Source organism: Sphingomonas sp. 3P27F8 (assembly GCF_005502745.1).
Classification (GTDB): domain Bacteria; phylum Pseudomonadota; class Alphaproteobacteria; order Sphingomonadales; family Sphingomonadaceae; genus Sphingomonas.
Genome location: NZ_SCNL01000004.1, coordinates 37,603 through 63,186 on the forward strand (window position 1 = coordinate 37,603; position 25,584 = coordinate 63,186).

19 protein-coding genes and 1 pseudogene are annotated in these 25,584 nt (G+C 66.7%); 15 read left to right on the forward strand and 5 right to left on the reverse strand.

All coding sequences use genetic code 11. From position 1 onward, the window contains the following. Window positions 1–198: 198 nt before the first annotated feature. From FFS35_RS06265 to FFS35_RS06280, 4 genes are all read left to right on the forward strand, one after another. Window positions 199–2,850: an EAL domain-containing protein gene (locus FFS35_RS06265; RefSeq protein WP_137786280.1), complete on the forward strand. Its 2,652-nt coding sequence runs from the start codon at window positions 199–201 to the stop codon at window positions 2,848–2,850. Window positions 2,851–3,659: 809 nt separating this feature from the next. Next, window positions 3,660–5,549 (forward strand): ribonucleoside-diphosphate reductase subunit alpha, encoded by a 1,890-nt coding sequence (locus tag FFS35_RS06270; RefSeq protein WP_137786281.1) that lies wholly within the window; start codon window positions 3,660–3,662, stop codon window positions 5,547–5,549. Between the two features lie 691 nt (window positions 5,550–6,240). Continuing rightward, window positions 6,241–7,377, forward strand: coding sequence for an FMNH2-dependent alkanesulfonate monooxygenase (ssuD, locus tag FFS35_RS06275; protein WP_137786282.1), 1,137 nt, complete (start codon window positions 6,241–6,243; stop codon window positions 7,375–7,377). Between the two features lie 5 nt (window positions 7,378–7,382). Continuing rightward, window positions 7,383–8,741 (forward strand): FAD-dependent oxidoreductase, encoded by a 1,359-nt coding sequence (locus tag FFS35_RS06280; protein WP_137786283.1) that lies wholly within the window; start codon window positions 7,383–7,385, stop codon window positions 8,739–8,741. Between the two features lie 13 nt (window positions 8,742–8,754). Here FFS35_RS06280 and FFS35_RS06285 read toward each other — a convergent pair whose 3' ends face one another. Next, the gene (locus FFS35_RS06285) at window positions 8,755–11,235 is read right to left on the reverse strand and encodes a TonB-dependent receptor (RefSeq protein WP_137786284.1); all 2,481 of its coding nucleotides are present in this window, start codon (window positions 11,233–11,235) and stop codon (window positions 8,755–8,757) included. Window positions 11,236–11,628: 393 nt separating this feature from the next. Between FFS35_RS06285 and FFS35_RS06290 the strand changes: the two genes are divergently transcribed. From FFS35_RS06290 to FFS35_RS06315, 7 genes and pseudogenes are all read left to right on the forward strand, one after another. Then, window positions 11,629–12,648, forward strand: coding sequence for an MsnO8 family LLM class oxidoreductase (locus tag FFS35_RS06290; RefSeq protein ID WP_137786285.1), 1,020 nt, complete (start codon window positions 11,629–11,631; stop codon window positions 12,646–12,648). 29 nt (window positions 12,649–12,677) lie between these two features. Next, complete coding sequence (locus FFS35_RS06295) at window positions 12,678–14,027, forward strand: LLM class flavin-dependent oxidoreductase (RefSeq protein WP_137786286.1); 1,350 nt, start codon at window positions 12,678–12,680, stop codon at window positions 14,025–14,027. Further along, entirely contained in the window at window positions 14,024–15,211 is a 1,188-nt protein-coding gene (locus tag FFS35_RS06300; protein WP_137786287.1) for a M20 aminoacylase family protein, read from the forward strand. The genes FFS35_RS06295 and FFS35_RS06300 overlap by 4 nt, the downstream gene beginning before the upstream one ends. Window positions 15,212–15,234: 23 nt before the next feature. Beyond that, window positions 15,235–15,789 carry a GNAT family N-acetyltransferase gene (locus tag FFS35_RS06305; protein WP_137786288.1) on the forward strand — a complete coding sequence of 185 codons (555 nt, stop codon included), beginning with the start codon at window positions 15,235–15,237 and terminating at the stop codon, window positions 15,787–15,789. Window positions 15,790–16,001: 212 nt separating this feature from the next. Then, window positions 16,002–16,643: pseudogene (locus FFS35_RS20555) on the forward strand (amino acid ABC transporter permease); the annotation flags it as partial. A gap of 87 nt (window positions 16,644–16,730) precedes the next feature. Then, window positions 16,731–17,504, forward strand: coding sequence for an amino acid ABC transporter ATP-binding protein (locus FFS35_RS20560; RefSeq protein WP_349290319.1), 774 nt, complete (start codon window positions 16,731–16,733; stop codon window positions 17,502–17,504). Then, entirely contained in the window at window positions 17,504–18,418 is a 915-nt protein-coding gene (locus tag FFS35_RS06315) for an ABC transporter substrate-binding protein (protein WP_137786290.1), read from the forward strand. The genes FFS35_RS20560 and FFS35_RS06315 overlap by 1 nt, the downstream gene beginning before the upstream one ends. A 349-nt stretch (window positions 18,419–18,767) precedes the next feature. Here the strand turns inward: FFS35_RS06315 and FFS35_RS19925 are convergent, their stop codons facing one another. The 4 genes from FFS35_RS19925 to FFS35_RS06325 are packed head-to-tail and all read right to left on the reverse strand — an operon-like array spanning window position 18,768 to window position 20,498. Beyond that, entirely contained in the window at window positions 18,768–18,914 is a 147-nt protein-coding gene (locus tag FFS35_RS19925; RefSeq protein ID WP_171007538.1) for a hypothetical protein, read from the reverse strand. Between the two features lie 26 nt (window positions 18,915–18,940). Continuing rightward, window positions 18,941–19,183 (reverse strand): hypothetical protein, encoded by a 243-nt coding sequence (locus FFS35_RS06320; protein ID WP_137786291.1) that lies wholly within the window; start codon window positions 19,181–19,183, stop codon window positions 18,941–18,943. Between the two features lie 18 nt (window positions 19,184–19,201). Beyond that, window positions 19,202–19,378 (reverse strand): hypothetical protein, encoded by a 177-nt coding sequence (locus FFS35_RS19930; RefSeq protein ID WP_171007539.1) that lies wholly within the window; start codon window positions 19,376–19,378, stop codon window positions 19,202–19,204. Further along, window positions 19,359–20,498 (reverse strand): HlyD family secretion protein, encoded by a 1,140-nt coding sequence (locus tag FFS35_RS06325; protein ID WP_137786292.1) that lies wholly within the window; start codon window positions 20,496–20,498, stop codon window positions 19,359–19,361. Before FFS35_RS06325 ends, FFS35_RS19930 begins: the two co-directional genes overlap by 20 nt. A gap of 72 nt (window positions 20,499–20,570) precedes the next feature. Here FFS35_RS06325 and FFS35_RS06330 point away from each other — a divergent pair, with 72 nt between their 5' ends. The 4 genes from FFS35_RS06330 (at window position 20,571) to FFS35_RS06345 (ending at window position 25,580) form a co-directional block, all read left to right on the forward strand. Continuing rightward, window positions 20,571–22,190 (forward strand): DHA2 family efflux MFS transporter permease subunit, encoded by a 1,620-nt coding sequence (locus tag FFS35_RS06330; RefSeq protein WP_137786293.1) that lies wholly within the window; start codon window positions 20,571–20,573, stop codon window positions 22,188–22,190. Next, a complete protein-coding gene (locus FFS35_RS06335) occupies window positions 22,191–23,636 on the forward strand; it encodes an efflux transporter outer membrane subunit (RefSeq protein ID WP_137786294.1) in 1,446 nt (481 codons plus the stop codon). A 5-nt stretch (window positions 23,637–23,641) separates the two neighbouring features. Next, window positions 23,642–24,301, forward strand: coding sequence for a TetR/AcrR family transcriptional regulator (locus FFS35_RS06340; protein ID WP_171007540.1), 660 nt, complete (start codon window positions 23,642–23,644; stop codon window positions 24,299–24,301). A 172-nt stretch (window positions 24,302–24,473) separates the two neighbouring features. Then, a complete protein-coding gene (locus tag FFS35_RS06345; protein WP_137786296.1) occupies window positions 24,474–25,580 on the forward strand; it encodes an NADH:flavin oxidoreductase in 1,107 nt (368 codons plus the stop codon). Window positions 25,581–25,584: the final 4 nt, after the last annotated feature.

Consider the following 25,584-nt stretch of genomic DNA (forward strand, 5'->3'; position numbering starts at 1 on the left):
CCCGCGTTGGCGATCGGCATGTCCCGAAACCGCTGGAAGACTGGCGAGGAATTGCGCCCTGCTACTCCGAAAATATTGCCACGCACCCGGCTTAAGGCAATATATCGTTGTTTTTGCTTATATTAGCGCTGACCGTCCATCAAATTTTAAGCTTGATCTCTAACCGGATTAGAACTCCGGGCGGCCTATTCGCACCTTATGGGTAAACATCGCAGAGCCGCCATACAGAATAACTCCCCCGCCTCGCCCTCGCTGGCCGATGCCCTTGGCCTCGCGGCCACGCCAGATCCGTTGATCGATGGCGCCCGCACCGCCAGCCTGGAGGAAACGCGCGCAATCTGGCCCGTAACGATCGCGGTGCTCGTGTTCGGGCCACTCGCCGTGCTCGGGCGCGGCGTCTTCGAGCGTGGCAACGAAAGCTTCTTCATCGATTACGGCGGTCTAGCAGCGCTGTTTGGCGCACTGATCTGGCTGGTTCTCGCATTCCCGCGAATCGACTCGCAGCCGCCCCATCGGCGGATTGCCGCGGTATCGATATTGTCCGCCGCGCTCGCCGTGATGCTCTCGCTCTTGCTTGATGGCGCATCGGCACTTCCGGCACCGGAATTGCGGGTTTCCGGGTTTGTCGCGGTGTTCGGCGGCATCATCGCCGCGGCCGTGTCGCTTCACGCGATCCGCGCTGCCAGCATCGCCTTCGCCACCGCGCTTGCGGCAATGGTTCTGGTTACAGCTGGCCCCGGCTTCGATTTCGCGATAGCCGCGCTGCTGGCCAGCATCTTCGCAACGGGCCTGATCCGCGTCGCCTGGCGAGACATCACGATGCAGGCGGATCGCGCGAGCGAACATGAAGCGAGCCGGCTCGCCGTGCGGCTGGTCGACGAGTTCGAGGCGCAGGGCACGGGCTGGTTCTGGCAGACCGATCGCGCCGGAAACGTCACCTACATCACCGGCAAGGTGGCGACCGAACTGAACCGCATGGGTGTCTCGCCAATCGGGACACGGCTCGTGAATATTTTCCGGGTCGATTCGGAACTGATTGACACCGAGCGCACGCTTACCTTCCATCTCTCTTCACGCACCAGTTTCTCGGACTATTCGGTGCGCCCCGCGTTCGACGGGACGGTAGATCGCTGGTGGTCTATCTCCGGAAGGCCGATCCTGGACGATCTGGGCTGCTTTCAGGGTTTCATCGGCTCCGGCTCTGACCTGACGGAGAAGCGTCGCGCCGAAGCGGAGATTACCCGGCTCGCGCTGTTCGACAGCCTGACCGGGCTTGCGAACCGGCAACGCATGCGGCTTTCGCTCGAAAAGACGCTGATTTCACGACGTAATGCGTCGTCGCTCACCGGTCTGTTCCTGCTCGATCTCGATCGTTTCAAGGCGGTGAACGATACGCTCGGGCATCAGGTCGGCGACGAATTGCTCAAGCAGGTGGCGCAGCGATTGCAACGCACCGTGGGGGATTCCGGGCTGGTCGGCCGTCTCGGCGGCGATGAGTTTGAGGTCGTGTTGCCGCGCGATGCCGATCGGACACGCCTCGGCGAGATCGCGCAGGACATCATCACTGCGCTTTCGGCGCCGTACATCATCGGCGGCACGACGCTCTCGATCGGCTGCTCCGTCGGAATCGCGATCGCGCCCGAGCATGGCGAGGATGCGGAAACGCTCGTTCGCAACGCCGATCTCGCGCTCTATGCCGCCAAAGCCGACGGGCGCGGCGTGCATCGTTTCTATCGCCCGGAATTGCTGGCGGGCGCGCAGAACCGGCGGCGACTGGAAGACGACCTGCGCCTCGCGCTCGCGGGAGACGAGTTCCACCTCACCTATCAGCCGGTGGTTTCCACCGCCAACGAACGCATCGTCGGCTATGAGGCGCTGCTGCGCTGGGATCACCCCTCGCGCGGGCCGATCAGCCCGGCGGAATTCGTGCCGGTCGCCGAGGAATGCGGGTTGATCGAGCAGATAGGTGAATGGGTGTTGCGCACCGCCTGCGCCGAAGCCGCGAACTGGCCGGATCATGTGCGAGTCGCGGTCAACGTATCGCCGCTGCAATTCGCCAATCCGGTGCTGCCCGCGATCGTCACCAACGCCATCGCCGGATCGGGCATCGCGCCGCAGCGGCTGGAACTGGAAATCACCGAGGGAGTGTTCCTCAACGAGGATGCATCTTCTGAACTGATGTTCCGCGCGCTGAAGGGTATCGGCGTCCGGCTTGCGCTCGATGATTTCGGAACCGGCTATTCGAGCCTCGGCTATCTGAAGAAGGCGCCGTTCGACAAGATCAAGATCGACCAGAGCTTCGTGCGCGGGGCGATCCAGCCGGGCAACCGCAATGCGGCGATCATCAAGGCGATCGTGTCTCTGGCCGATACGCTTGGGATGGAAACCACCGCAGAAGGCGTGGAGCAGCAGGACGAGATCGGCATGATCCGCGATCTCGGGTGCAGCCACATTCAGGGCTTCGTCTATGGCCGGCCGGCGCGCGCCGCCGACGTAATCGAACAGTTACGCGCCGATGCCGGCAATGCCACGCCGATCGGCCACCGGATCAGCCGCGCTCCGCGCGCATCGGTTCTCCGCACCGCGCGGCTGGAGGTGGGCGACGAAACGGGCGATATCCGCATCCGCAACATCTCAGCGGGCGGCGCACTGATCGACGGCGTCGATTTCCCGGAGGAAGCGGTTGGGGCGGACGTGCTGATCGAACTGATCGAGAATCAGCTTTTCCCCGCGACGATCCGCTGGACGAACGATGGCCGCGCTGGACTGCAATTCGCGGAGGCATTCGATGTCGATCGGTTCGCCCACGCGAGCCCGGCTATCAGCGTCCGGCCGCGCAAGGTCGCCTAACGCCGTCGGCTCAGTCACGATGTTTGGAAGCGCCGAATCCATCGGCTTGGGAAAGATTATCTATATCAATGCGTTCCGATGTTTATTTCATGTGATTCTCGAATGCTCGATCACGCACGCGCAAATCGGTGTTAGCGAACGGATCGGCCGGCAGTAGCGACGCACCATCAGCGAAAAACGCGCTTCAGATGTTCGATGGTCGTCGTCGCGTCGAAGGTCACATCCTTCCGTCGATCATCACTAAATATTTTTGCGGCCGGGCCCACTGCCATGCCGACGCGACCGGCTTCTTTCGGGCGAGCCTTCGCGACTCGAATGCGATATCCGTTTCACGGACATCGATGTTAGCCGTTCTCCAATAAGATGAAATCAGTTGGTGTTTCCGCTATCTCAACGGCGACGCGATGCTTGAATTGGTTCCTCGTCGGCACAGCATGACCGGCATGCCGGGCACCGAGAATATTTTTGTATCTCCCCTTTTCGCTTGCCTTCCGCGAAAGCGGCTTAAGTCCGCGCGTCGCGTGTAGCGTTACCCGCCGCGCGACGAACCGTTCGTCGCACTTGCGATTTACGGGCGATTTACACTCTTGCAGCGAGCGCGCGATTCCCACAATCTGTTGGGGTTGAGTTCGGGGGCGAACCCAATCGCTGGTAGGAACTGCGCCACAACCCTATATTGTGGCATGGCCTGTCGCGCGCTGCGAAGATGCGCACGGCCGTATTTTTTCTCCCGGCGGGCGAGGCGCCCGGCGTAATATAGGGTCCTTGATCGCTGGCGCGAGCGGACCCCGGATAAGGGAATGGCGGCGATGGATTTCAGAGACTCGAGCGAGGCGAGCATGGCGAGCGAGACACTGGAAGCGACGACCGGCACCGGCGATGCGAGCGACGGTGCCGTCCGCCGCCAGCCTTATGCCCTGGAAGTCGATCATGGCCGCAACGCGCTTCTTACCGAATTCGGCAAGGATACGTTGACCGATCGTTATCTGCTGCCCGGTGAAACCTATCAGGATCTGTTCGTCCGCGTCGCCTCTGCTTATGCCGACGATGCTGCGCACGCGCAGCGGCTGTATGACTATATTTCGAAGCTGTGGTTCATGCCGGCCACGCCGGTGCTGTCGAACGGCGGCACTGGCCGCGGGCTGCCGATCTCCTGCTATCTCAATTCGGTGCCCGACAGCCTGAACGGCATCGTCGATACCTGGAACGAGAATGTATGGCTCGCTTCACGCGGCGGTGGGATAGGCACCTATTGGGGCAACGTGCGCGGGATTGGCGAGCCGGTCGGGCTCAACGGCAAAACCAGCGGCATCATCCCGTTCGTCCGCGTGATGGACAGTTTGACGCTGGCCATCAGCCAGGGCTCGCTACGGCGCGGCTCGGCGGCCTGCTACCTCGACATCTCACACCCGGAGATCGAGGAGTTCCTCGAAATTCGCAAACCTTCCGGCGATTTCAACCGCAAGGCGCTGAACCTCCACCACGGCGTGCTGATCCCGGACGCCTTCATGGAGGCAGTGCGCGACGGTGACGAGTGGGAGCTGAAATCGCCCAAGGATAATAGCGTCCGGGCGAAAGTCGATGCGCGCGCGCTGTTCCAGAAGCTGGTGGAAACCCGGCTGGCGACAGGCGAGCCATATATCGTCTTCGCCGATCACGTGAACAAGAACATGCCCAAGCATCATCGCGATCTGGGCCTGAAGGTTTCTACCTCCAACCTGTGTAGCGAGATCACGCTGCCGACGGGGCGCGACCATCTCGGCAACGATCGCACGGCGGTCTGCTGCCTGTCGTCGCTCAACCTCGAAACCTGGGACGAGTGGAAGGAAGACAAGACTTTCATCGAGGACGTGATGCGCTTCCTCGACAACGTGCTGCAGGATTACATCGAGCGCCACGAGCCGGGCATGGAGCGGGCGGCCTATTCCGCCGGGCGCGAACGTTCGGTCGGGCTCGGCGTCATGGGCTTCCACTCCTTCCTGCAGGCGCGTGGGCTGCCGTTCGAGGGCGCGATGGCCAAGTCGTGGAACATGCGCATCTTCAAACATATCAAGGCGCAGGTGGACGAGGCATCGATGCAACTCGCGGTGGAGCGGGGCCCCTGCCCCGATGCCGCCGACATGGGCGTGATGGAACGTTTCTCGTGTAAAATGGCGATCGCGCCGACCGCATCGATCAGCATCATCTGCGGCGGCACCAGTGCCTGCATCGAACCGATTCCGGCGAACATCTACACGCACAAGACGCTGTCCGGGTCGTTTGTGGTCAAGAATCCATATCTCGAAAAGCTGCTGATCGATAAGGCTAAGAATGCCGATGCGGTGTGGAACTCGATCCTAGAACAAGGCGGATCGGTCCAGCATCTCGACTTCCTGACGCAGGAGGAGAAAGACTGTTTCAAGACGTCGTTCGAGATCGACCAGCGCTGGCTGCTGGAGCTGGCGGGCGATCGTTCAGCCTATATCGATCAGGCGCAGTCGCTGAACCTGTTCATCCCTGCAGATGTGGAGAAGTGGGATCTGCTGATGCTCCACTTCCGCGCGTGGGAGCTGGGGATCAAGTCACTCTACTATCTGCGCTCCAAATCGGTGCAACGCGCCGGTTTCGCGGGCGGCGTGGAGGCGGATAACACGCTGGAGAAGCCCAAGTTCGATCTGGGCGAGACGACCGATTATGACGAGTGTCTCGCCTGTCAGTAAACGGACACTCCTTGCAACCGTAAACATTGCCTCTTGCTGACCAAACCTCTCGGCCCGCCACGTCGAGTTCTGAGGTTCGAGAACAGGCGTAATTCAGTGTGAACTGGACGTTTCTCCTTCAGAGCGGGAATGGTGACCCGCTCTGACGGAGTAAACATGCTGCCGTTTCGGTGCGGAGCGTCAAAGGCCGGTCTGTCGGACGCGTAGGAGAGGACGTCATTGTCCTCACCGATCTTCGAAACTCTTCAGCTCCGTACCTTCACCCCAACCTCTTTGTGACGGCTGAGTATCGTCAGAAACGCAAATCGACACACCATGGAAAGGGTGCTGCGCTCGATCGACATGGCAACACTTTGGGCTATCGGGCGACGACGCTCGTTCGACGACGGACTGAGCGCGGGCAGGCTGAAGAGCTAGGCCTTGATCGCCCTCAAGTCTTCGTCGGTGAGCGCGCTGTAAGATTCGTACGGGAATGCTGGGTATCCCGAGCGCACGATCCCCGCGAACAACACGACCGGCGTCGTCGGCTTGCCTCATTATTCCCCGTTCGGCTTCAACGGCCGCTACCTTTGCGTGCGGGCCGGACTGAACTGATAGGCGGCCGCCGCTTCCGCATTGATCTCCCATCGAGAACGTGGATAATCGCTGAAGCGCCACGAGCAGCGCGGTCGATGGGAAGAGGAACGTCGGGATGAGCGGCAAGGCACCGTTGGATTTCCTCTGGTTCCTGCCGTCGGCGGGCGACCAGCGCTATCTCGGGACGACGCTCGGCGCGCGGGCGGCGACGCCGGCGTATCTGCGGCAGGTCGCGATGGCGGCGGATCAGCTCGGTTTCTCGGGCGCGCTACTGCCGACGGGCGCGCATTGCCAGGACGCGTGGATCACCGCCGCCAGCATCGCGCCCGTGACCGAGCGGCTGCGGCTGCTGGTGGCGTTGCGGCCCGGGCTCACGTTACCGGCAGAGTCGGTGCGGCAGGCGGTGGCGCTCGACCGGATCAGCAACGGTCGCGTCCTCTTGAACGTGGTGACGGGCGGCAGCACAGAGATCCTCGAGAAGGACGGCATGTTCCTCGGCCATCGCGAGCGATACGAGCAGACTGCCGAGTTCCTCGACATCTTCCGTGCGCTCGCGCGCGGCGAGAAGGTGACGCGAGAGGGGCGCTACCTGTCGATCAGGAAGGGGCGGCTCGAGTTCCCGTTCGTCCAGACGCCGCATGCGCCGATCTGGTTCGGCGGATCGTCCGAGATCGCGCGTGAGATCGCGGCGCAGCATGTCGACGTGTACCTCGCCTGGGGCGAGCCGCCGAGCCAGCTGAAGGAGGTGATCGATGACGTTCGCGCGCGTGCCGCAGCGCGCGGGCGCACGATCCGCTTCGGCATCCGCCTCCACTTCATCGTACGCGAGACCGAGGGCGAGGCCTGGGACGCCGCCAACGATCTCATCCGCTACGTCACCGACGAAGACATCGCGCGCTTCCAGGCGTCACTCCAGCACAGCGAATCGGTCGGGCAGCAGCGGATGCGCTCGCTCCACGGCGGCAGCCGCGCGTCGCTGGAGGTCAGCCCGAATCTCTGGGCGGGGATCGGCCTCGTGCGGACCGGCGCGGGCACCGCCTTGGTCGGCGATCCCGCGACGGTCGCCGAGCGGCTGGAGGAATATGCCGCGATCGGGATCGATACCGTGATCGGCTCGGGCTACCCCCATCTGGAGGAGGCCTATCGCGTTGCCGAGCTGCTCTTCCCGCATCTCAACCTGGTGCACGCCCCCAAGGTCGCCGAGGCGCCGACGCCGTTTCCGTTCACGACACTGCGCGAGAAGGTGGCCTAGCCGGCGTGCCGCTGCGTACTGAGCATGTCGCGATCGTCGGGGCAGGGTTCGCGGGCACGCTGCTCGCGATCAACCTGCTGCGGCATGGCGGTACGCGCGTCACGCTTATCGAGCGCCAGCCCGAGCGGATCGCACGGGGCGTCGCCTACGCCGCGGCGGGAGCGGAGCACCTGTTGAACGTGCGCGCCGGCAACATGAGCGCGTTCGACGACGACGCCACCCACTTTGTGCGCTGGCTCGAGCGGAACGAGTTGGGCGATGCCACCATGTTCGCGCCGCGGCGCCTCTATGGCGCCTATCTTCGCGAGCTGCTGGAAGAAAGCCTACGCGGAAGCGGTGCCGAGCTTCGGATCGTGCACGCCGAGGCGGTCGCACTTAGTCGCCGGGACGCGGGGTGCCGCCTGACGCTTGCCGACGGTGCGTCGCTCGATGCGGATGTAGTGGTCCTCGCGCCCGGCAACCTTCCGCCGCACACACCGCCAGGGATCACCGCCGAGGTTGAGTGCAGCGAGCGGTATTTCGGTGACCCATGGGCGCACAACCTCGTCGAAGGGCTGAAGGCAATCGACACCGTCGTCCTGATCGGCAGCGGGCTGACCGCGGTCGATGTGGCGCTGTCGCTGGATGCCGAGGGGTTCGCGGGCACGGTCATCGCGGTATCGCGCCGCGGTCTCCGACCGCACGTCCATGCCGCGATGCCTCCGGCTGTGGGGCTGCGCGAGAAACCGGCAGATCGCCTCTCCGATCTCGTTCGCCATGTCCGCCGCCGCGCCGACGAGATCGGCTGGCGCGGCGCGGTGGACGAGCTGCGCCCGGTGACCCAGCTTCTGTGGGGCGGCGCGGACGAGATCACGCGTGCGCGGTTCCTGCGGCACCTGCGTCCGTTCTGGGATGTGCACCGCCACCGGCTGGCACCGGCCGTCGCAACGCGCATCGGTGCCCTGGTCGGCGCGGGCAGATTGCGGATCGCGGCGGGCAAACTTGCCACGTCACGGCTCGTGCCCGAAGGCATCGAGCTTACTTGGCGACGGCGTAGCGAGAGCGCGATCGAAACTATGACGGCGGCGCGCGTGGTGAACTGCACGGGGCCACAGGGCGACCTTATGCGATCGCCCGAGCCGCTGATCGCGAGCCTGCTCGCCGCCGGCGCGATTCAGCCAGATCCGCTGCGGATCGGTATCCATGTCGATCAGCAATCACGCGTGATCGACGCCTCGGGCTGCGCAAATGACCGGCTCTATTGCATCGGTCCGATGACGCGCGGCGCCTTCTGGGAGGTCGTTGCCGTGCCCGATCTCAGGCGACAGAACGGGGCGCTTGCGCGCCGCCTCACCCATGCGGAATGGGTGAACGCGGCGCTCTGAGCGCGCGATCGCATCAGAAGCGGATCGCCACGCGCGCGTAGTAATAGCCGCCGTTGATGCCGTAGGGCGAGAAGGTGAACGGCGCGTCGTAGACCTGCGCGCCAGCGATCGTGACCGGGCCCCCGGTTGGCGTCGTCGTGGAGCCGGGGACGATGCCGAACGTCTCGGGACGCTTGTCGAAGAGGTTGTTCGCGCCGATGCTGAGGTCGGCGCCGAGCTTGGTCGCGAGCGTGAGTTCCAGATCGGTGATCGCCGCCGCCGCCATCCTCGCCTCGTAGAAGGGGGCCGCACCCGACGGCGAGACGAGCGCGCGCGTCGCACCATAGACCGTCTCGCGCAGGGTGACCGAGACGGCGCCGCGCTTCGCGCTCAGACCCGCGATCACCTTCACGCGCGGCGAGGCGGTTTCGAGATTGCTGATCGCGATGGGGTTGAGGAGCGCGCCCAAGCGGTTCCGCGTCACGTCGGTCTTGTTGTAATTGGCACTGAGCGACCAGTCGACGTGCGCGAACGATAACTCGGTCGGGTAGGTCGCGGCGAATTCCACGCCGCGGGTGCGCGTGTCGGTGCCGTTGGCGAACGCGCTGACTCCGACGAAGCTCGCGGTCGGATCGACGACGTTGCCGTGCGCGGCGATCGCATCGAGCACGCGCTGGCTGACGACCGTCGTTCCGCTCTTGCCGAGTTGCAGCCCGGTGCCGGTGATGCGGTTGCGCACCGTGATCTGATAGGCATCGAGCGTGATCGTCAGTCGATCGATCGGGCGCAGCACGATGCCGGCGGAATAGTTGGTCGACTTCTCGGGTTTGAGCGGCGCATAGCCGACGAGCGCCGCGGCGGCGGAGTTCGCGGGCAACTGGATGATCGCGGTGGTCGGCGAGACGTTCGTCGCGGAGTAAAAGGATTCGGCGAGCGTCGGCGCTCGAAAGCCGGTACTGACGGTGCCGCGCACCGCAAACGCGGGCGAGACATCGTAGCGCGTGGTAAGCTTGCCGATGCCGGTATCACCGGTGTCGCTGTAATGCTCGAAGCGGCCCGCGACATCCACCGTCCAGGCACTGGTGGGCTGTACCGCAATGTCGCCGTAGATGCTCCACGCGTTACGGCGATGCTCGCCGGCGTCGCTCGCCTGGAAGCCCGGATAGGATTGCCCGCCCTCCTTGTAGACCGAGGCGGCGTCGCCCGCGCGGATCGCATAGGTATCGCGACGATATTCCGCGCCGAGTGCCAGCGTCGCGGGCGCGGCGAGGCCGAGCGACAGGTCGCGCTTCACGTCGAGGTTCGCGGTGAATTGCGTCGCGACAAAGGTGCCGTCATAGAAATCGCGCGGGGTGAAGCCCGTGTCCGCGTAGAGCGATGCGTTGGCGGAGTTCAGCGTGCTGATCCGCGCGGTGTCCCGGCCGTAGGTCGAGGAGAGATCCCACGACCATCCCCCGGCCGTGCCGCGCACGCCGCCGGTGAAGGCGTAATCGTCCTCCTCCAGCCCGAGTTGCGGCACGAAGCCGTTCGGAAAGGGAAAGGTGGTGACGCCGTTCACGGTCCGGCTGACGCGATTGGGCAGGCGGTATTGCTCGTTGGCGCGCGCGACGCGGCGCCCGTAGCTTCCGAAACTGTACGCCTGGATACCGCCGAAATCGTAGCCGGCGTTGTACGTGCCGGCGGTGAGCGACGAGCGGGCATCGCCGATGATCGGATTGAGATAGGGAAAGCCGGGGATGTTCGCCCAGGCGGCGGGCACGCCGGTGAGGATCGATCCGTCGGGGGCGGCGACGCGCCGTTCCGCGCCGCCGCGCTGGCTGAAATCGTGGAAGCGATGGAAGCCGGTGACATCGAGGAAGCCGCTGTCTCCGATCGGGAGCGCCAGCCGCACGCTTCCCGCGGCGGTGTCGCCGTCGCCCTTGTAATATTGTCCCACGGTCGCCGACGCGCTGCCGCCGCTGCGATCCGACTTCAGGATGATGTTGATGACGCCGGCGATCGCGTCCGAGCCATATTGCGCGGCCGCGCCGTCCTGAAGCACCTCGATCCGCTCGATCGCCTCGGGCGGGATCAGGTCGAGGTCGGGCGCGGCGCCGCCCTGGAACGGTCCCGTCGTGACATGGACGTTGGCGGTGCCGTGGCGGCGCTTGCCGTTGATGAGGATGAGGACGTGATTGGGGCTGAGCCCGCGCAACCGCGCGGTGAGCGTGAGGTTGGAAGCGTCGCCGCCGAACGGCTGCGCTGTGAACGAGGGCGTCAACTGGCTCAGCACCTGATTGAGGTTCGGCTGGCCGACATGCGTCAGCGCTTCGGCATCGAGCACTTGGATCGGGGCGGCGCTGTCTGCCGCACGGACGCCGGCTCGGCGCGTGCCCGTGACGACGATGTCGCCGCTCGGATCGGATGCTGCGGCATCCTCCGCGGCCGGTGCGGCCGGTGCCGGATCGGCAGCCGCGGCCCCGGCCACGAGCGTCAACATTCCGGCCCCTGACAGGAAAAAGGAAGCATGCTTCATCGCGTCACCCCTGTTGATCGGAGAAGCGCGGAGACAGAAGTGCCGAGCGCTATATTCGTGTCAGCCGACACGGCGCCAAGTCTAATCGACAATTCAGAAGCGTCTGAAACAGTCGAACGCCTCAACTCTCTCACCCGTCTTGAAACATGACGCGCTATAATAAGTCGAAGAGGCGTGATTACACCGACCGCACTGACACAGTCTCCGCAGATGATCTCCATGTTGTTTATCGATGCGACGCTTTGTTGCGCCGTCGTCATAAGGCTGCGATCGGGAAGCGGCTCCGGGCGAGACAGAAAATCTTTCCCGCCGGAACGGCAAAGTTGATTCCCTACGAAGTAAGTAGGAGTTTAGCCTCGGCTCCATCGACCAGAAGCGGGAGCCGACGCCGCCATGCCTTACCGTCTCAGCATCCTCGACAAGGCGCTCGTGCCCGAGGGAACAACGCCGCAGCAATCGCTGGCGGAGACGGTCGCGTCGGCGCAGCTGGCTGATCGGCTCGGCTTCCATCGCTATTGGTTCGCCGAGCATCACGGCATGCCCGCGCTCGGCAGCACGGCGCCAGAGGCGCTCGCGGCCTATGTCCTCGCCAGCACCCAGCGCATCCGGGTCGGCTCGGGCGGGGTGATGCTGCAGCATTACGCGCCCTTCAAGGTGGCGGAGACGTTCAACCTCCTCGCCGCGCTGGCGCCGGGGCGGGTCGACCTCGGCATCGGCAAGGCCCCCGGCGGCCTACCGCGCGCGACCCGCGCGCTGCGCAGCGGCCTTGCCGACGCGCAGCCCGACTTTGCGGACAAGCTCCGCGAGCTCGACGCCTTCGTATTCGGACGGCTTGGCGACGAGCATCCGCTGGCCGGCGCGCTTGCCGGCCCTGCCCCCGCCGTGCCGCCCGCACCCATCCTGCTGGGCGCCAGCGCGGAGAGCGCGGCGCTCGCCGCCGAGCTCGACTGGGGCTTCTGCTATGCCGGCCATTTCGACGGCGACCCCGATCGCATGGCGCACGCCTTCCGCGTCTATCGCGAGGCGACCGGGCGCACGCCGCTCCTCGCGCTCGTCGCCTTCGCCGCGCCGAGCGAGGCGGAGGCGCAGCGGCTGGTCGGCCCCCTGAGGCTTTACCGTGTGCGGCTCGCGACCGGGCAGAAGGTCAACGTCGGCACGCCCGAGGCCGCGGCGGAGTTCGCGCGCCAGTCCGGCGTGGCCGACTATTCGGTCGAGGAGATCGTCCCCAATGTCATCTCGGGCACGGGGGCGCAGGTGCGCGCCGCGCTGGACGAGATCCACGGTCGGCTCGGCGTGGAGGAGTTCGTCATGGACGCCCCCGTCGCCGCGCACGACGCGCGCCGTGCCTCGCTCGAGGAACTGGCGCGCGCCATCCTTCCGCACGTGGGCGGCGTCGCCCGCGCCGCGGCGTGACCCGAAACGATCTGAAAGCGAGGTAGGCGATGAGCAGTCAATCGATCCCGTTCGGCCTGTTGCTCCATGGCCCAGGCGGCCACATGCATGCCTGGAAACACCCCAGCAACCCGGCCGATGCGAGCGTCAACCTGCCGTTCCTGACCAGCCAAACCCTGAAGGCGGAGGCGGCGGGCATCGCCTTCGCCTTCGTCGCCGACGGGCTCTACATCAACGAGAAGTCGATCCCCCATTTCCTCAACCGGTTCGAGCCGATCACGATCCTTTCCGCGCTGGCGACCGCGACGAGCAAGATCGGCCTCGCAGGCACCTTGTCCACCTCGTACAGCGACCCCTTCACCGTCGCGCGCCAGTTCGCCTCGCTCGATCTCATCAGCGGCGGGCGTGCGGGCTGGAACGTCGTCACCTCGCCGCTCGAGGGTTCGGGGCGCAACTACGGGCGCTCGCACCCCGATCATGCGCTCCGCTACGAGATCGCGGACGAGTATCTTACCGTCACGCAGGGATTGTGGGATTCGTGGGACGAGGACGCGTTCCCGCGCGATCGCACGACCGGCACCTATGTCGACAAGTCACGCTTCCGCCGGCTCGACCACAAGGGGCGTTTCTTCCAGGTCGAAGGACCGATCAACATCGGCCGTTCGCCGCAGGGACAGCCGGTGGTCTTCCAGGCGGGTTCGTCCGACCCGGGGATAGGCCTCGCGGGCAAGTTCGCGGATGCGGTGTTCACCGGCCCCGCGACCTTCGATGAGGCGGTTCGCTTCCGCGCGCAGGTGCGCAACAGCGCGGTGGTGCACGGCCGCGCGGCGGACCATGTGAAGATCTTTCCCGGCATCGGCATCGTCACCGGCGCGACCGATGCCGAGGCGGAGGCGAAGTTCGAGGAGATCAGGAACCTACTGACGATCGAAGATGCGCTCGACTTCCTTGGTCGCTTCTTCGATCATCACGATTTCGGGCAGTATGACGTCGATGCGCCCTTTCCCGAGCTTGGTGACATCGGTGCGAACAGTTTCCGCTCCACCACAGATCGGATCAAGGCGGACGCTCGCGAGCACGGCCTCACCCTTCGCCAGGTCGCGCTGAAGGCGGCCACGCCCAAGCCGCACTTCCTCGGCAACCCCGAGAAAGTGGCGGACGAACTGGTCCGCTGGATCGACGGCGGCGCGGCGGACGGGTTCATCCTCGGCTTCCCGGTGGCAGCGCAGGGGCTCGACGACTTCGTCACCTACATCGTCCCGGAACTGGAGCGGCGCGGCCGCTACGACCGCGTGCTCCACGGCGCGACGCTGCGCGATCACCTCGGGCTGCCGTTCAAGGAAAGCCGCTACGCCGCCGGCGCGGCGCCCGCGAGCGCACCGGAACGCCGCTCGGCATGACGCTCGCCACGCCCGTCCGGGCCAATGTCGCGCCCGCGCTCGCCGGCATCGAGGCGTTCCTCGACGATGCGATCGCGCTGCGGCATGATTTCCACCGCCACCCCGAGCTGTCGTGGAACGAGCACCGCACCGCGGCGCGCGTGGCGGAGTTGCTGGAGGAATGGGGCTATCGCGTGACCACTGGCGTCGGCGGCAACGGGGTCGTGGGCACCCTCCGTCGCGGCACCGGCACGAAATCGCTGGGGCTGCGCGCCGACATGGATGCGCTGCCGATCGCGGAGGCGAGCGGCCTGCCGTTCGCTAGCGAGACAGCCGGCGTCATGCACGCATGCGGTCACGACGGGCACACGACGATCCTCCTTGCCGCGGCGCGCTATCTCGCCGAGGCGGGCGATCTCTCGGGCACGCTCCACCTCTTCTTCCAGCCGGCAGAGGAGATCGGCCAGGGCGCGCGCGCGATGATCGCGGACGGTCTATTCGACCGCTTCCCCTGCGATGCGGTGTACGGGCTGCATAACTGGCCGGGCCTGCCCGTGGGACGGTTCGGCATCCTCGACGGCCCGGCCATGGCGTCGGTGGACTGGATCGGCATCCGGGTGGTCGGCAAGGGCGGCCACGGCGCCGCGCCGCACGAAACGGTCGATCCCGTGGTCGCCGCGGCGCACGTTATCACCGCGCTGCAATCGATCGTCGCGCGCAACGTCGCCCCTCTCGATGCCGCGGTCGTCACCGTCGGGTCGATCCATGGCGGCGATGCGGCGAACGTCATCCCCGATCATGTCGATCTGACGCTCACCGCACGCTCGTTCCGCGCCGAGGTGCGCGAGGCGTTGCAGCGGCGCATCCCGGAGATCGCGCGCGGCGTCGCGGCGAGCTTCGGCGCGACCGCGGAGGTCGAGCTGCGCCGCGGCTTCCCCAGCGTGGTCAATCACCCGCGCGAGGCCGAGATCGCGCGCGGCGTCGCCCGCGACCTGTTGGGCGAGGACGCGTTGATCCCCGACATTGCGCCACGCACCGCGAGCGAGGACTTCGCCTTCATGCTGGAGGCGCGCCCCGGCGCGTTCCTGTTTCTGGGAACGGGACCGGGCGAGCCGCTGCACAGCCCGCGCTACCGCTTCAACGACGACGTGATCGCGCCCGGTGCCGCCCTGTGGGCGCGACTTGCCGAAACTTTCCTCACCTGACCTCACGCCAAGGAGAGCATCGCATGGCGCTCGCGCCTATCAGCATCGTGGAGCATGACGACGACGAGATCGTCACCTCCTCCCCGCGCGATCCGCGAGCGCGTCCGCTGCTGGACGCACTGGTGGGCGAATACAGCCGGCGCTACCACGACCTGGAGGGTCGCCCCGTCGATGCCGCCGCGCAGGAGGTGTACCACCGCTACGCCGCCGAGGCGTTCGAGTCGCCGCACGGTAGCTTCATCCTGATCCTGCGCGGTGGCGTGCCGATCGCCGGCGGCGGCTTCATGCGCCACGCGGACGAAGGCACCGCGGAGGTGAAGCGCATGTGGACCGCGGACACGCACCGCCGGCAGGGCCTCGCGCGACGCGTGCTGACCGCGCTGGAGGACCGCGCCCGAGCGCTGGGTTACACGCGCATCTATCTCACCACCGGCTTCCGCCAGCCCGAAGCCGCGGCGCTCTACCATCGGTCGGGCTATACCGGCCTGTACGATCCCGCCGCCGATCTCGCGGCACGCTTCACCTTGCCGTTCGAGAAATATATCGGCGCGCCGCTCGCGGCGGAGCGGCGCGCGTGAGTACCGCCTACGCCGACGTAAAAGTGGCCGACGCGGCGCGCGCGCCCGCGCCGCGCGCCGCGCGCCGCATCGTTCCCGCGCGCTATCCGCTGCGCACCGCAGCGTCGGCGGCGGGGCTCGTCATCATCGCCAGCGTTGCAGCGTCCGTCCTCGGCAACCCGCGCTGGGGCTGGCCCGTGTTCGCGCAATGGTTCCTGGCCGAGCCGGTGATCGTGGGCCTTGGCCGCACCCTGCTGCTGACCGTTATGGGCACGTTGTTCGGGTCGCTTCTCGGCATGGCGCTGGCACTCGCGCGCGTCTCGGGATCGCGCCTGCTCGGCGGTGTGGCGTGGAGCTACGTCTGGCTGTTCCGCTCGATCCCGCTCATCGTCCTGCTGCTGCTCCTGAACAATCTCGGCTATCTCTACGCGACGATCTCGCTCGGGGTGCCGCTGACGGGGATCACCTTCGCGCAATGGTCGACGACCGCGCTCATCAGCCCGTTCGCGGCCGCGGTGATCGGGCTAACGCTCAACCAGGCGGCCTTCTCGTCCGAGATCATCCGTGGCGGCATCCTGTCGGTCGACCACGGGCAGCGCGAGGCCGCGGCGGCGCTGGGACTGCCACGGCACCGCCAGGCGTTCGGCATCGTCCTGCCGCAGGCGATGCGCAGCATTCTGCCCGCCGGGTTCAACGAGATCATCAATCTCGCGAAGGGCACCTCGGTCGTCTACGTCCTCGCGCTGCCCGAGCTATTCTATACCGTCCAGGTCATCTATCGCCGCAACCTGGACGTCATTCCGCTGCTGATGGTGGCGACGGTCTGGTATCTCATCATCCTCACCGTCCTGTCCGCGGCGCAGCGACGGATCGAGCGGCGCTTCGCGCGCGGCGCGACCCGCGACGCGCGTTCCGTCACCCGATCGCGTGAGAGCGCGCCGACCGGCGTCGCCCGCGCGCCGCTGCCTTTTGCGCGCGGCGGCACCGTCGCGATCGAGCATGTCTCGAAATCGTTCGGCGATCTGCGGGTCCTCGACGATGTGACGCTTCGTGCGCCGTCGGGCAGCGTCACCGTCATCATCGGCAAGTCGGGATCGGGCAAATCGACGCTGCTGCGCACGATCAACCATCTCGAGCGGGTCGACGACGGCGAGATCACGATCGACGGCGGTCATATCGGCTATCGCGCCGAGGGTGACGCGCTCTACGAGCTGAAGGAGCCCGAGATCCTGCGCCGCCGCACCGAGGTCGGCATGGTCTTCCAGAGCTTCAACCTCTTCCAGCACCTGACCGTATTGGAGAACCTCGTCGTCGCGCCGGTGTGGAGCCGCGGCATCGCGCGCGCGCAGGCCGAGGCGACCGCGCGCGATCTCCTCGCGCGTGTCGGCCTTCCCGAGAAGGCGGACAGCTATCCGCGCCAGCTCTCCGGCGGGCAGCAGCAGCGCGTCGCGATCGCGCGCGCGCTGGCGCTACGCCCCAAGGTGCTCCTCTTCGACGAGCCGACCTCTGCGCTCGACCCCGAACTCGTGAACGAAGTGCTCGACGTCATCCGCGAGCTCGCGCGCTCGGGCACGACCCTGCTCATCGTGACACACGAGATGGGCTTCGCGCGCGAGGTCGCGGATACCGTCGTCTTCATGGATCAGGGCCGTATCGTCGAGACCGGCGCCCCGGCGCAGCTCTTCGCCCACCCGCGCGAGGCGCGAACCGCCGAATTCCTGTCGAAGGTGCTGTGATGCGCGGAAGGTCAACACTCACGCTGCTCGGCGTCGCCGCGCTCATCGCCTGCAAGCCGCCGGTCGAGCCCGCGGGTCCCGAAGCGCTGCCGATGATCCACGCGCAGAAGGTGCCCGGTGCCATCGCGTTGCTGCCGCGCAACCTGACGCTCGCGACGCCGGGCACGCTCTCGGTCGCGATGGTCGTCGGCGCGCTGCCACTCGCCGACTATGCGCGCGGCGAGAAAGGTGGGGTGGTCGGGGTCGAGCCCAACATCGCGCAGCTCGTAGCGGACAGCCTCGGCCTCAAGCTCAAGATCACGCCCGTCGCCTGGGCGGACTGGCCGCTCGGCCTCACCTCGGGCAAGTATGACGCCGTCATGTCCAACGTGACCGTCACCGAGGAGCGCAAGGCGAAGTTCGACTTCTCGACCTATCGCGACGATCAGCTCGGCATCTACACTCGCGCGGACGGCCCGATCCGCGCCATCAAGAAATCGGCCGACATCGCGGGGCTGAAGGTCGCGGTCGGCGCGAGCACCAACCAGTCGCAAATCCTCGATCGCTGGAACGCCCAGAACATCGCCGCCGGCCGCAAGCCCGCGGAGCCGCAATATTACGACGATGCCGGCATCGCGCGGCTGGCAGTGCTTTCCGGGCGCGTCGACGTGTCGTTCGGCCCCAATGCCACCGCCGCCTACGAAGCGCGCGACGGCCGCACCCGCCGCGTCGGCAGCGTGCCCGGCGGCTGGCCGCTCACCGCCTATATCGCGGTCGCAACGCGCAAGGGCTCGGGCCTCGCCCCCGCGATCACCGCCGCGTTGAACGCGCAGATCGACAGCGGAACCTACGGGCGCCTTCTGTCACGCTGGAACCTCGCGTCGGAAGGCATCAAGCGTTCCGAAACGAATCCGCCGGGATTGCCGAAGACCTGACACCCGGGACTGTGGTCAAGGCGGTCCGACCTCGATCGACAAACCACCCGTCCGGGATTTCTGGCGCCCTTTGCCCTGTCTCAGAGCACCGGCATGGCGGCTTTCGTCGAGCAGTATGCGGTCGATGCCCGCGCGCGACTCACCCTGGAACGGGCACGGCGCCTCATCGGGTGAAGAGCAGCGGCGTGCGCTCTTGGCAGCACTTAAGTATGGCGTCGCAGGGCGTGATCGCGAACACTGGAGCATTCCTCCGCAAGCAAGATATCAGCGACGTAGCGCGATGGGCTCCTGAACAGGACGTTGTGCCAGCCGCTCTTTCGCGAGATGGCGGCAGCGTCGTCCGGGCGCCTCACGCTGCACGCTGCACGCTGCGAACAACCTCGGCCTCGGTGCCCGGATCACGAGCGCCCGGACCGTCGATCGCCGCGACATATGGGGAGCGCTGGTTCGCGCCGGGCGGCGACTGGGGCGAAGCGATCGTGACGCGGGCGCGCATGCAGCGTTACTAGGCGAGCGATCGGGCTACATGACGCTCAACAACACGCGGCCGCAATCGATCTGCTTCACGCTCGCGGACTCGCGCACGGGCTGCCCGCGTGGAGCTATGCGTTGTTCCACGCCATGACCGACAGCGGGGGCGAGCCGGATCAGGCAATCCCGATCGACCACATCATGCTCCCCTGGCTTCCCCAGGCCGGCCGCGAGTTGCGTGTGCACAGCGATCTCGCACGCACTGTCGAGCAAGGGTCGCGGCATAACCGCCATGCACCGAGCCATCGGATTTTAGACGCTGCGATCGGGCGCACCCTCGAACACCGCATGGCCGCGGTCGAACGCGACGAGCGAGAAGCGCATCGTCTCGCCGATCGGCGGTCTTTGGCTGGTCGTCACCATTGCGGCGATCTGGCCGAGGCCGTCGAGCGTGGCGGGATCGCAGTGGTCATGGATTGCGATCCTCATTGCTTGCAAGCTGCACCCGCGCCGTGACCGAGAGCCCGGGCCGGAGCCGATCGATGCCCGGCTGGCCGGTGTCGAAGCGGATGCGCACGCCGACACGCTGGACGATCTTGGTGAAATTGCCGGTGCCCGGCTCGAACGGCAGCAGCGAGAAGCTGGATCCGGATCCCGGCGCAACGCTGTCGACCGTACCGCGCAACTTGGTACCCGGCAGCGCATCCGCCTCGATCGTGGCAGGCTGGCCAGGCAGCATTCGGGCGGTCTGCGTCTCCTTGAAGTTCGCGGTGACGTAGAGCGCGTGGAGCGGCACGATCATGAGAAGACGGCTGCCCGGCTGGACATATTCGCCGACGCGGACCTGACGATTGCCGACCACGCCGTCGATCGGCGCGAGGATGGTCGCGTGGCGACGGTCCTGTCGCGCAAGATCGAGCACGGCCTTCGCCTGTCCCACCTTCGCGCGTGCGGTGGCAAGCGCAGCGAGGAGGCCGGGTCGCTTCGCGGCGGTGACGCCAGCCGTCTCGCGCGATACCGCCAGCAACGCTCCCGCCCGCGCCGCATCCTGCTCTGCGGTCACCGCTGCGGCGCCGTAGGAGTCCGCCTCGCGCCGCGCGACCGCGCCGGTGGCGACAAGCGCAGCGTAGCGGCGACGATCCGCCGCGGCGAGATCGGATTGTGCCCCCGCGGACCTGATCGCGGTGCGCGCGGCCGCGACCTGCGCGCTTGCCAACCGCTCTTCCGCCGCGAGGCTGACGAGCGCCGCCTGCGCCGCCCCGACGCCGGCCTGCGCGTCCGCTAGAGCCGCCTGCGCCGACGCGACCTTGGCATCGAACTCCTCCGGGTCGATCCGGACGAGCGGCTGGCCTGCGCGCACCATCTGATTGTCGCGCACCGTAACCTCGGTGACGAGCCCGCGGATCTTGGGCGCAACCGCTGTCGTATCCGCGCTGACATATGCGTCGTCGGTGGTCTCAGACGTTGCCGGTGAGGTGATACAAACGACCCCAGCCGCCGCCACCGCGACCGCCACGCCCGACGCCATCAGCGTTCGTGGCGACGGTGGGTTGAACCGCCGGCCGACGGTGGCGGTCTCAATCACCGGTCCGCCCGTTATCGCATCCATCCCACACCTCTTGCGGCTTTGATATGACGGTTATAATATGATGGTCATCATACAACAAGAGGCGATCAGACAATGGGAGGTGCGGTTACGACCGGGGCATGGGCACGGCGGCGTGGCCGCGACGCGGCACCTAACCCGGCGGCACTGCCGCTATCGCACAAATATGTGATCTTCGCGGTGCTCGCGTTCGGGCAGTTCATGGCGCTGCTCGACATCCAGATCGTCGCGGCCTCGCTCAACGACGTGCAGGCGGGGCTCTCAGCCGGCCCTGACGAGATCAGCTGGGTGCAGACCGCCTATCTCATGGCGGAGCTGGTGATGATCCCGTTCTCGGCCTTCCTGGGTCAGGCGATGTCGACCAGATGGCTGTTCGCGCTTTCCGCGGGGCTGTTTACGCTGTCGAGCATCGCCTGCGGGCTTGCCTGGAACATCGAGTCGATGATCGTCTTCCGCGCGCTCCAGGGGTTCGTCGGCGGCGCGATGGTACCGACCGTTTTCGCGGTCGGCTTCACCATGTTCGAGGGCAAGCAGCGCGCGCTCATCCCGGCCATCCTCGGCATGGTATCGGTACTGGCCCCGACGATCGGGCCGACCGTCGGCGGAATCATCACCGACAGCATCGGCTGGCGGTGGATTTTCTTCATCAACGTGGTTCCGGGCACGCTCGTCACGATCCTGACGATCCTGTTGATCGACGTCGATCGCGCGGACCGATCCATGTTCGCCCGCATCGATTGGTCACATCTCGTCGCGATGGCGGTGGCGCTCGGCGGCCTCGAATACGTCCTGGAGGAAGGACCACGAAAGGATTGGTTCGGCGATCCCACGATCGTGATGGTCGCCTGGATCGCGGCGGTCGCGTTTGGCCTGTTCGTCGAACGATCGCTCTATTCCAAGAACCCGATCGTGCGCGTGTCGCCGTTCCGCAATCGCACCTTCACCTTTGCTTGCGTGTTCAACCTCGTCATCGGGTTCGGCATCTACGCCTCGACGTACCTGCTGCCGGTGTTCCTGGGCCGGGTGCGCGGCTACAACAGCCTGGAGATCGGGACGACCGTGTTCGTCGTTGGGGCGAGCCAGCTGCTCAGTACGATCATCGCCGCCTGGTCCTCCAACCATATCGACCGGCGTATCGTCATCGGCATCGGGCTGACCGGCTTCGCGATCAGCCTGTGGTTGACCTCGCACATCGCCTCAAATTGGGGTTTCAAGGAACTGCTGATCCCGCAGCTCGCCCGCGGGCTCTTCGTCATGCTCTGCATCGTACCGAGCGTGGGCATGGCCCTATCCGCCTTCCAGGGGCCGGAACTGCGCTCCGCTTCGGGGCTCTTCAATCTGATGCGCAATCTAGGCGGGGCGATCGGGATCGCGACCGTCAATACCTGGCTGAACGACGCCGCGCGGACGCAGACTGCGCGCTTCGGCGAAGCATTGGGCGCGTCGGCGCAGGGCGCGACGGACTTTGTGGCCGCAATCGCAACCCGGATGGCCGCCAACACGCCCGATCCCGCGCAGGCATTGCTGATGGCGCAGGCCTCGTTCGGTCGGGTGGTTGGGCGTGAGGCGCTCACGACCGCGTTCGACGAGGTGTTCCGCATCATGGCGTGGATGTTCGTGCTCGCGCTCGTGATGGTCCCGTTCTGCCGCGTGCCGAAGGAAGCCGCGCCCATCCCTCCGGCGGAGTCGCACTGAATGTCGAAGATCTACCTGCTCCTCGCGCCGGTGACGCTGGCGGGCTGCACCGTTGGCGCCGACTACGTCCGTCCCCAACCGGCGATCGCGCCGGCCTTCGGCCATGCTGCCCTGATCGAGCGGCGCGACGCGGATGCGGCATGGTGGCGCGGCTTCAACGATCCACTGCTCGCGACGCTCGTCGACCGGACGGTCGCGCGCAATACGGACCTCGCACAGGCGCGCGCGCGGATCGATCAGTCGCGCGCCGCCGCCCGCGCGGCGGGCGCGGCGCTGCTGCCGGCCGCGGATGCGGCGGCGACCGCGACCACGGTCAGCCAGTCGCGCAACACCGCGATCGGCCGGATCACGCGCGCCGTGGGTGCCGAGCGCGGTTACACCGAATATGCGGTCGGAACCCAGGCCTCGTGGGAGATCGATCTGTTCGGCGGCCTGCGCCGCGGGCGTGAGGCGGCACGAGCCGATCTCGCCGCCGCGGAAGCGAGCGCCGGCGCGGTGGCGATCGCGGTCGCCGCCGAAACCGCCGACGCCTATCTGACATTGCGCGCGTTTCAATCGCGGCTGGCGGTCGCCCGCGACCAGGAGCGAAATCAGGCGCAGCTCGACGAGCTCGTCCGTCAACGCGTCGAGCAGGGTATCGCCGCAGAACGCGACCGCAACCGCACGATCGCGCAGCTCGAGGGCGTGCGCGCCGCGATGGCACCGCTCCGCGCCGGGATCGAGGCGCAGCTCAATCGCCTCGACGTGCTGGTTGGCGATCCGCCCGGCAGCAACCGAGCGCTGTTGATCGACGCGCGACCGGTGCCCGCGGCACCGACCCCGGCCGGCGGCGCCGCGCCTGCCGACCTGCTCCGCCGTCGGCCAGACGTGGTCGCCGCTGAGCGCCGCCTTGCCGCGAGCAACGCGCGGATCGGCGTCGCGCTCGCGGATTACTATCCGCACCTGTCGCTATCCGGTCTGCTCGGCGTCGCCAGTCTCGGAACCGCAAACCTCTTCACCGGCAATTCGGTGCAGGCATCGGGTGGGGCCGCACTACGATGGCGTTTGTTCGACTTCGGGCGCGTCGACGCGGAGGTCGCGGCCGCGCGTGGCCGGCAGGCGGAGGCGCTCGCGGCGTGGCGCGGATCCGTGCTGACGGCGGCCGAGGACGTCGAGACCGCGCTCGCCCGCCTAGCCGAGGCGCATAAGGAGCGCGCGAGCCTGGAGCGAGAGACGGCGGCGCTCGCCCGCGCGCGCGCGCAGGCGCAGGACGCCTATGCCGCGGGGGCGGTCGGCCTCATCGACGTCATCGATGCCAACCGTGAATTGCTCGCCGCGACCGATCGCCTCGCAGCGACCCGCGCCGACGAAGCGCGCGCGGCAGTGGCGGCGTATCGGGCGCTTGGTGGCGGATGGCAGGACGCGTCCTCCCGGACGCTTGCATCCGCCGCCGCAGAGCACAGGTAAGGTCGATGCGATACGACAGCGAACACAAGGCGCGCACCCGCGATCGGGTCCTGAAAGAAGCAGCCGCGGCGCTGCGTGCAGAAGGCCCCGACCGCCTCGGTGTCGCCGCAGTGATGAAGCGCGCCGGGCTGACCCACGGCGGCTTCTACGCGCATTTCCGCTCGCGCGACGAGTTGCTGAGCGAAGCGGTCGATCACATGTTCAAGGATCGGTACGAAGCGTTCTTCGCCGATGTCGATCGGGTCGATCCGCAGACGGCGCTGCACAGGCTGGTGAATTACTACCTCTCGATGCGCCACCGAAACGCGCGCGACCAGGGCTGTCCGATCCCGATCCTCTCGGGCGAGTTCCATCGCCTGCCCGATGCGGCGCAGGCACGTTTCGTCCGCGCGGTCGATCGATTGACCGGCGGCATCGAGACTCTGCTCGAACGCGCCGGCGTGGACGCGCCGCGCACGCGGGCGGTATCCGCCGTCGCCGAAATGGTCGGCGCGATCGCGATCAGCCGGACCCAGGACGCGGCAGCCGCGGAAGAAACCATCGCTAGCGCGAAGGCGTCGGTCGAGCGGAAGCTCGGACTCGTACCACCCTTCGGCCTTGATGCCTCCTCGGTGGGAGACGGGCCCGGTGACAACCGGATCTATCACCCGAATGAGCGCCCGTGAGGAAGCGGCTTGGAGGCAAGCAACAAATCGTATCTGGCTCACGATGCGGCTGCGCATTGATTCTCGAGCTCAACAGCCCGATCATTTCGACTTTGCTGCAATTCTGGCAGACGGTAGCGAACCTCTTTAGACAGACCGGGTGCCCTGCACCGCTAAGAGATAGGATTCCACGATGACCACAACCGGCCTGTTCTCCCCCTTCAGCTACAAGTCGCTGACGCTGAAGAACCGGATCGTGATGGCGCCGATGACGCGGTCGCACTCGCCGGGTGGCGTGCCCACCGCGGAGGTCGCCGCTTATTACCGACGCCGCGCTGCAGCGGACGTGGGCCTCATCGTGTCGGAGGGCACCGGCGTGAACCGGCCGGCGTCGCTCAACGACCCGGACGTGCCCCGCTTTCATGGCGAAGCGGAGCTCGCCGGTTGGCAGCACGTGATCGACGAGGTGCATGCGGTCGGCGGCGTGATGGCGCCGCAGCTCTGGCACGTCGGCGCGGTGAAGACCCACCACGAAAGCTGGTCGCCGGCGGGCGCCTATGACAGCCCGTCGGGCCTCTCCCGTCCCGGCAAAAAGTTTGGCGATGCGATGGCCGATCACGAGATCGCCGACGCGATCGCCGCCTTTGGCCAGGCAGCCGCCGACGCGAAGCGGCTGGGGTTCGAGGCAGTCGAGCTGCACGGCGCGCACGGCTACCTCATCGACCAATTCTTCTGGGAGGGCACCAACGAGCGCACCGACCCCTACGGCGGCCCGAGCCTCGTAGAGCGATCGCAGTTCGCAGCCGCGATCCTGAAGGCGGTGCGCGCGGCGGTCGGCGCCGACTATCCCATCATCATCCGGCTCTCGCAGTGGAAGCAACAGGACTATGAGGTTCGCATGGCGCGGTCGCCTGACGAAATGCAGACGTGGCTCGGAACGCTCGCGGATGCGGGCGCGGACATCTTCCATTGTTCGCAGCGCCGGTTCTGGGAGCCCGAATTTGCGGATGACGGCTCGGACCTGAATTTCGCGGGCTGGGCAAAGAAGCTGACCGGACGGCCGACGATCACGGTCGGCTCGGTGGGTCTGTCGGGCGAGTTCATCGCGGCGTTCGGCGGCGAAGGCTCCGAACCCGCATCGCTCGACGAACTGGAGCGCCGCTTCGCGCGCGGCGACTTCGACCTGGTGGGCGTCGGCCGTGCGCTTCTTCAGGATCCGCTTTGGGCCACCAAGGTGAAGGAGGGGCGCACGGCCGAGTTGCAGCCGTTCCGTCGTGAGGCGCTAGCGACGCTGTCCTGAACTC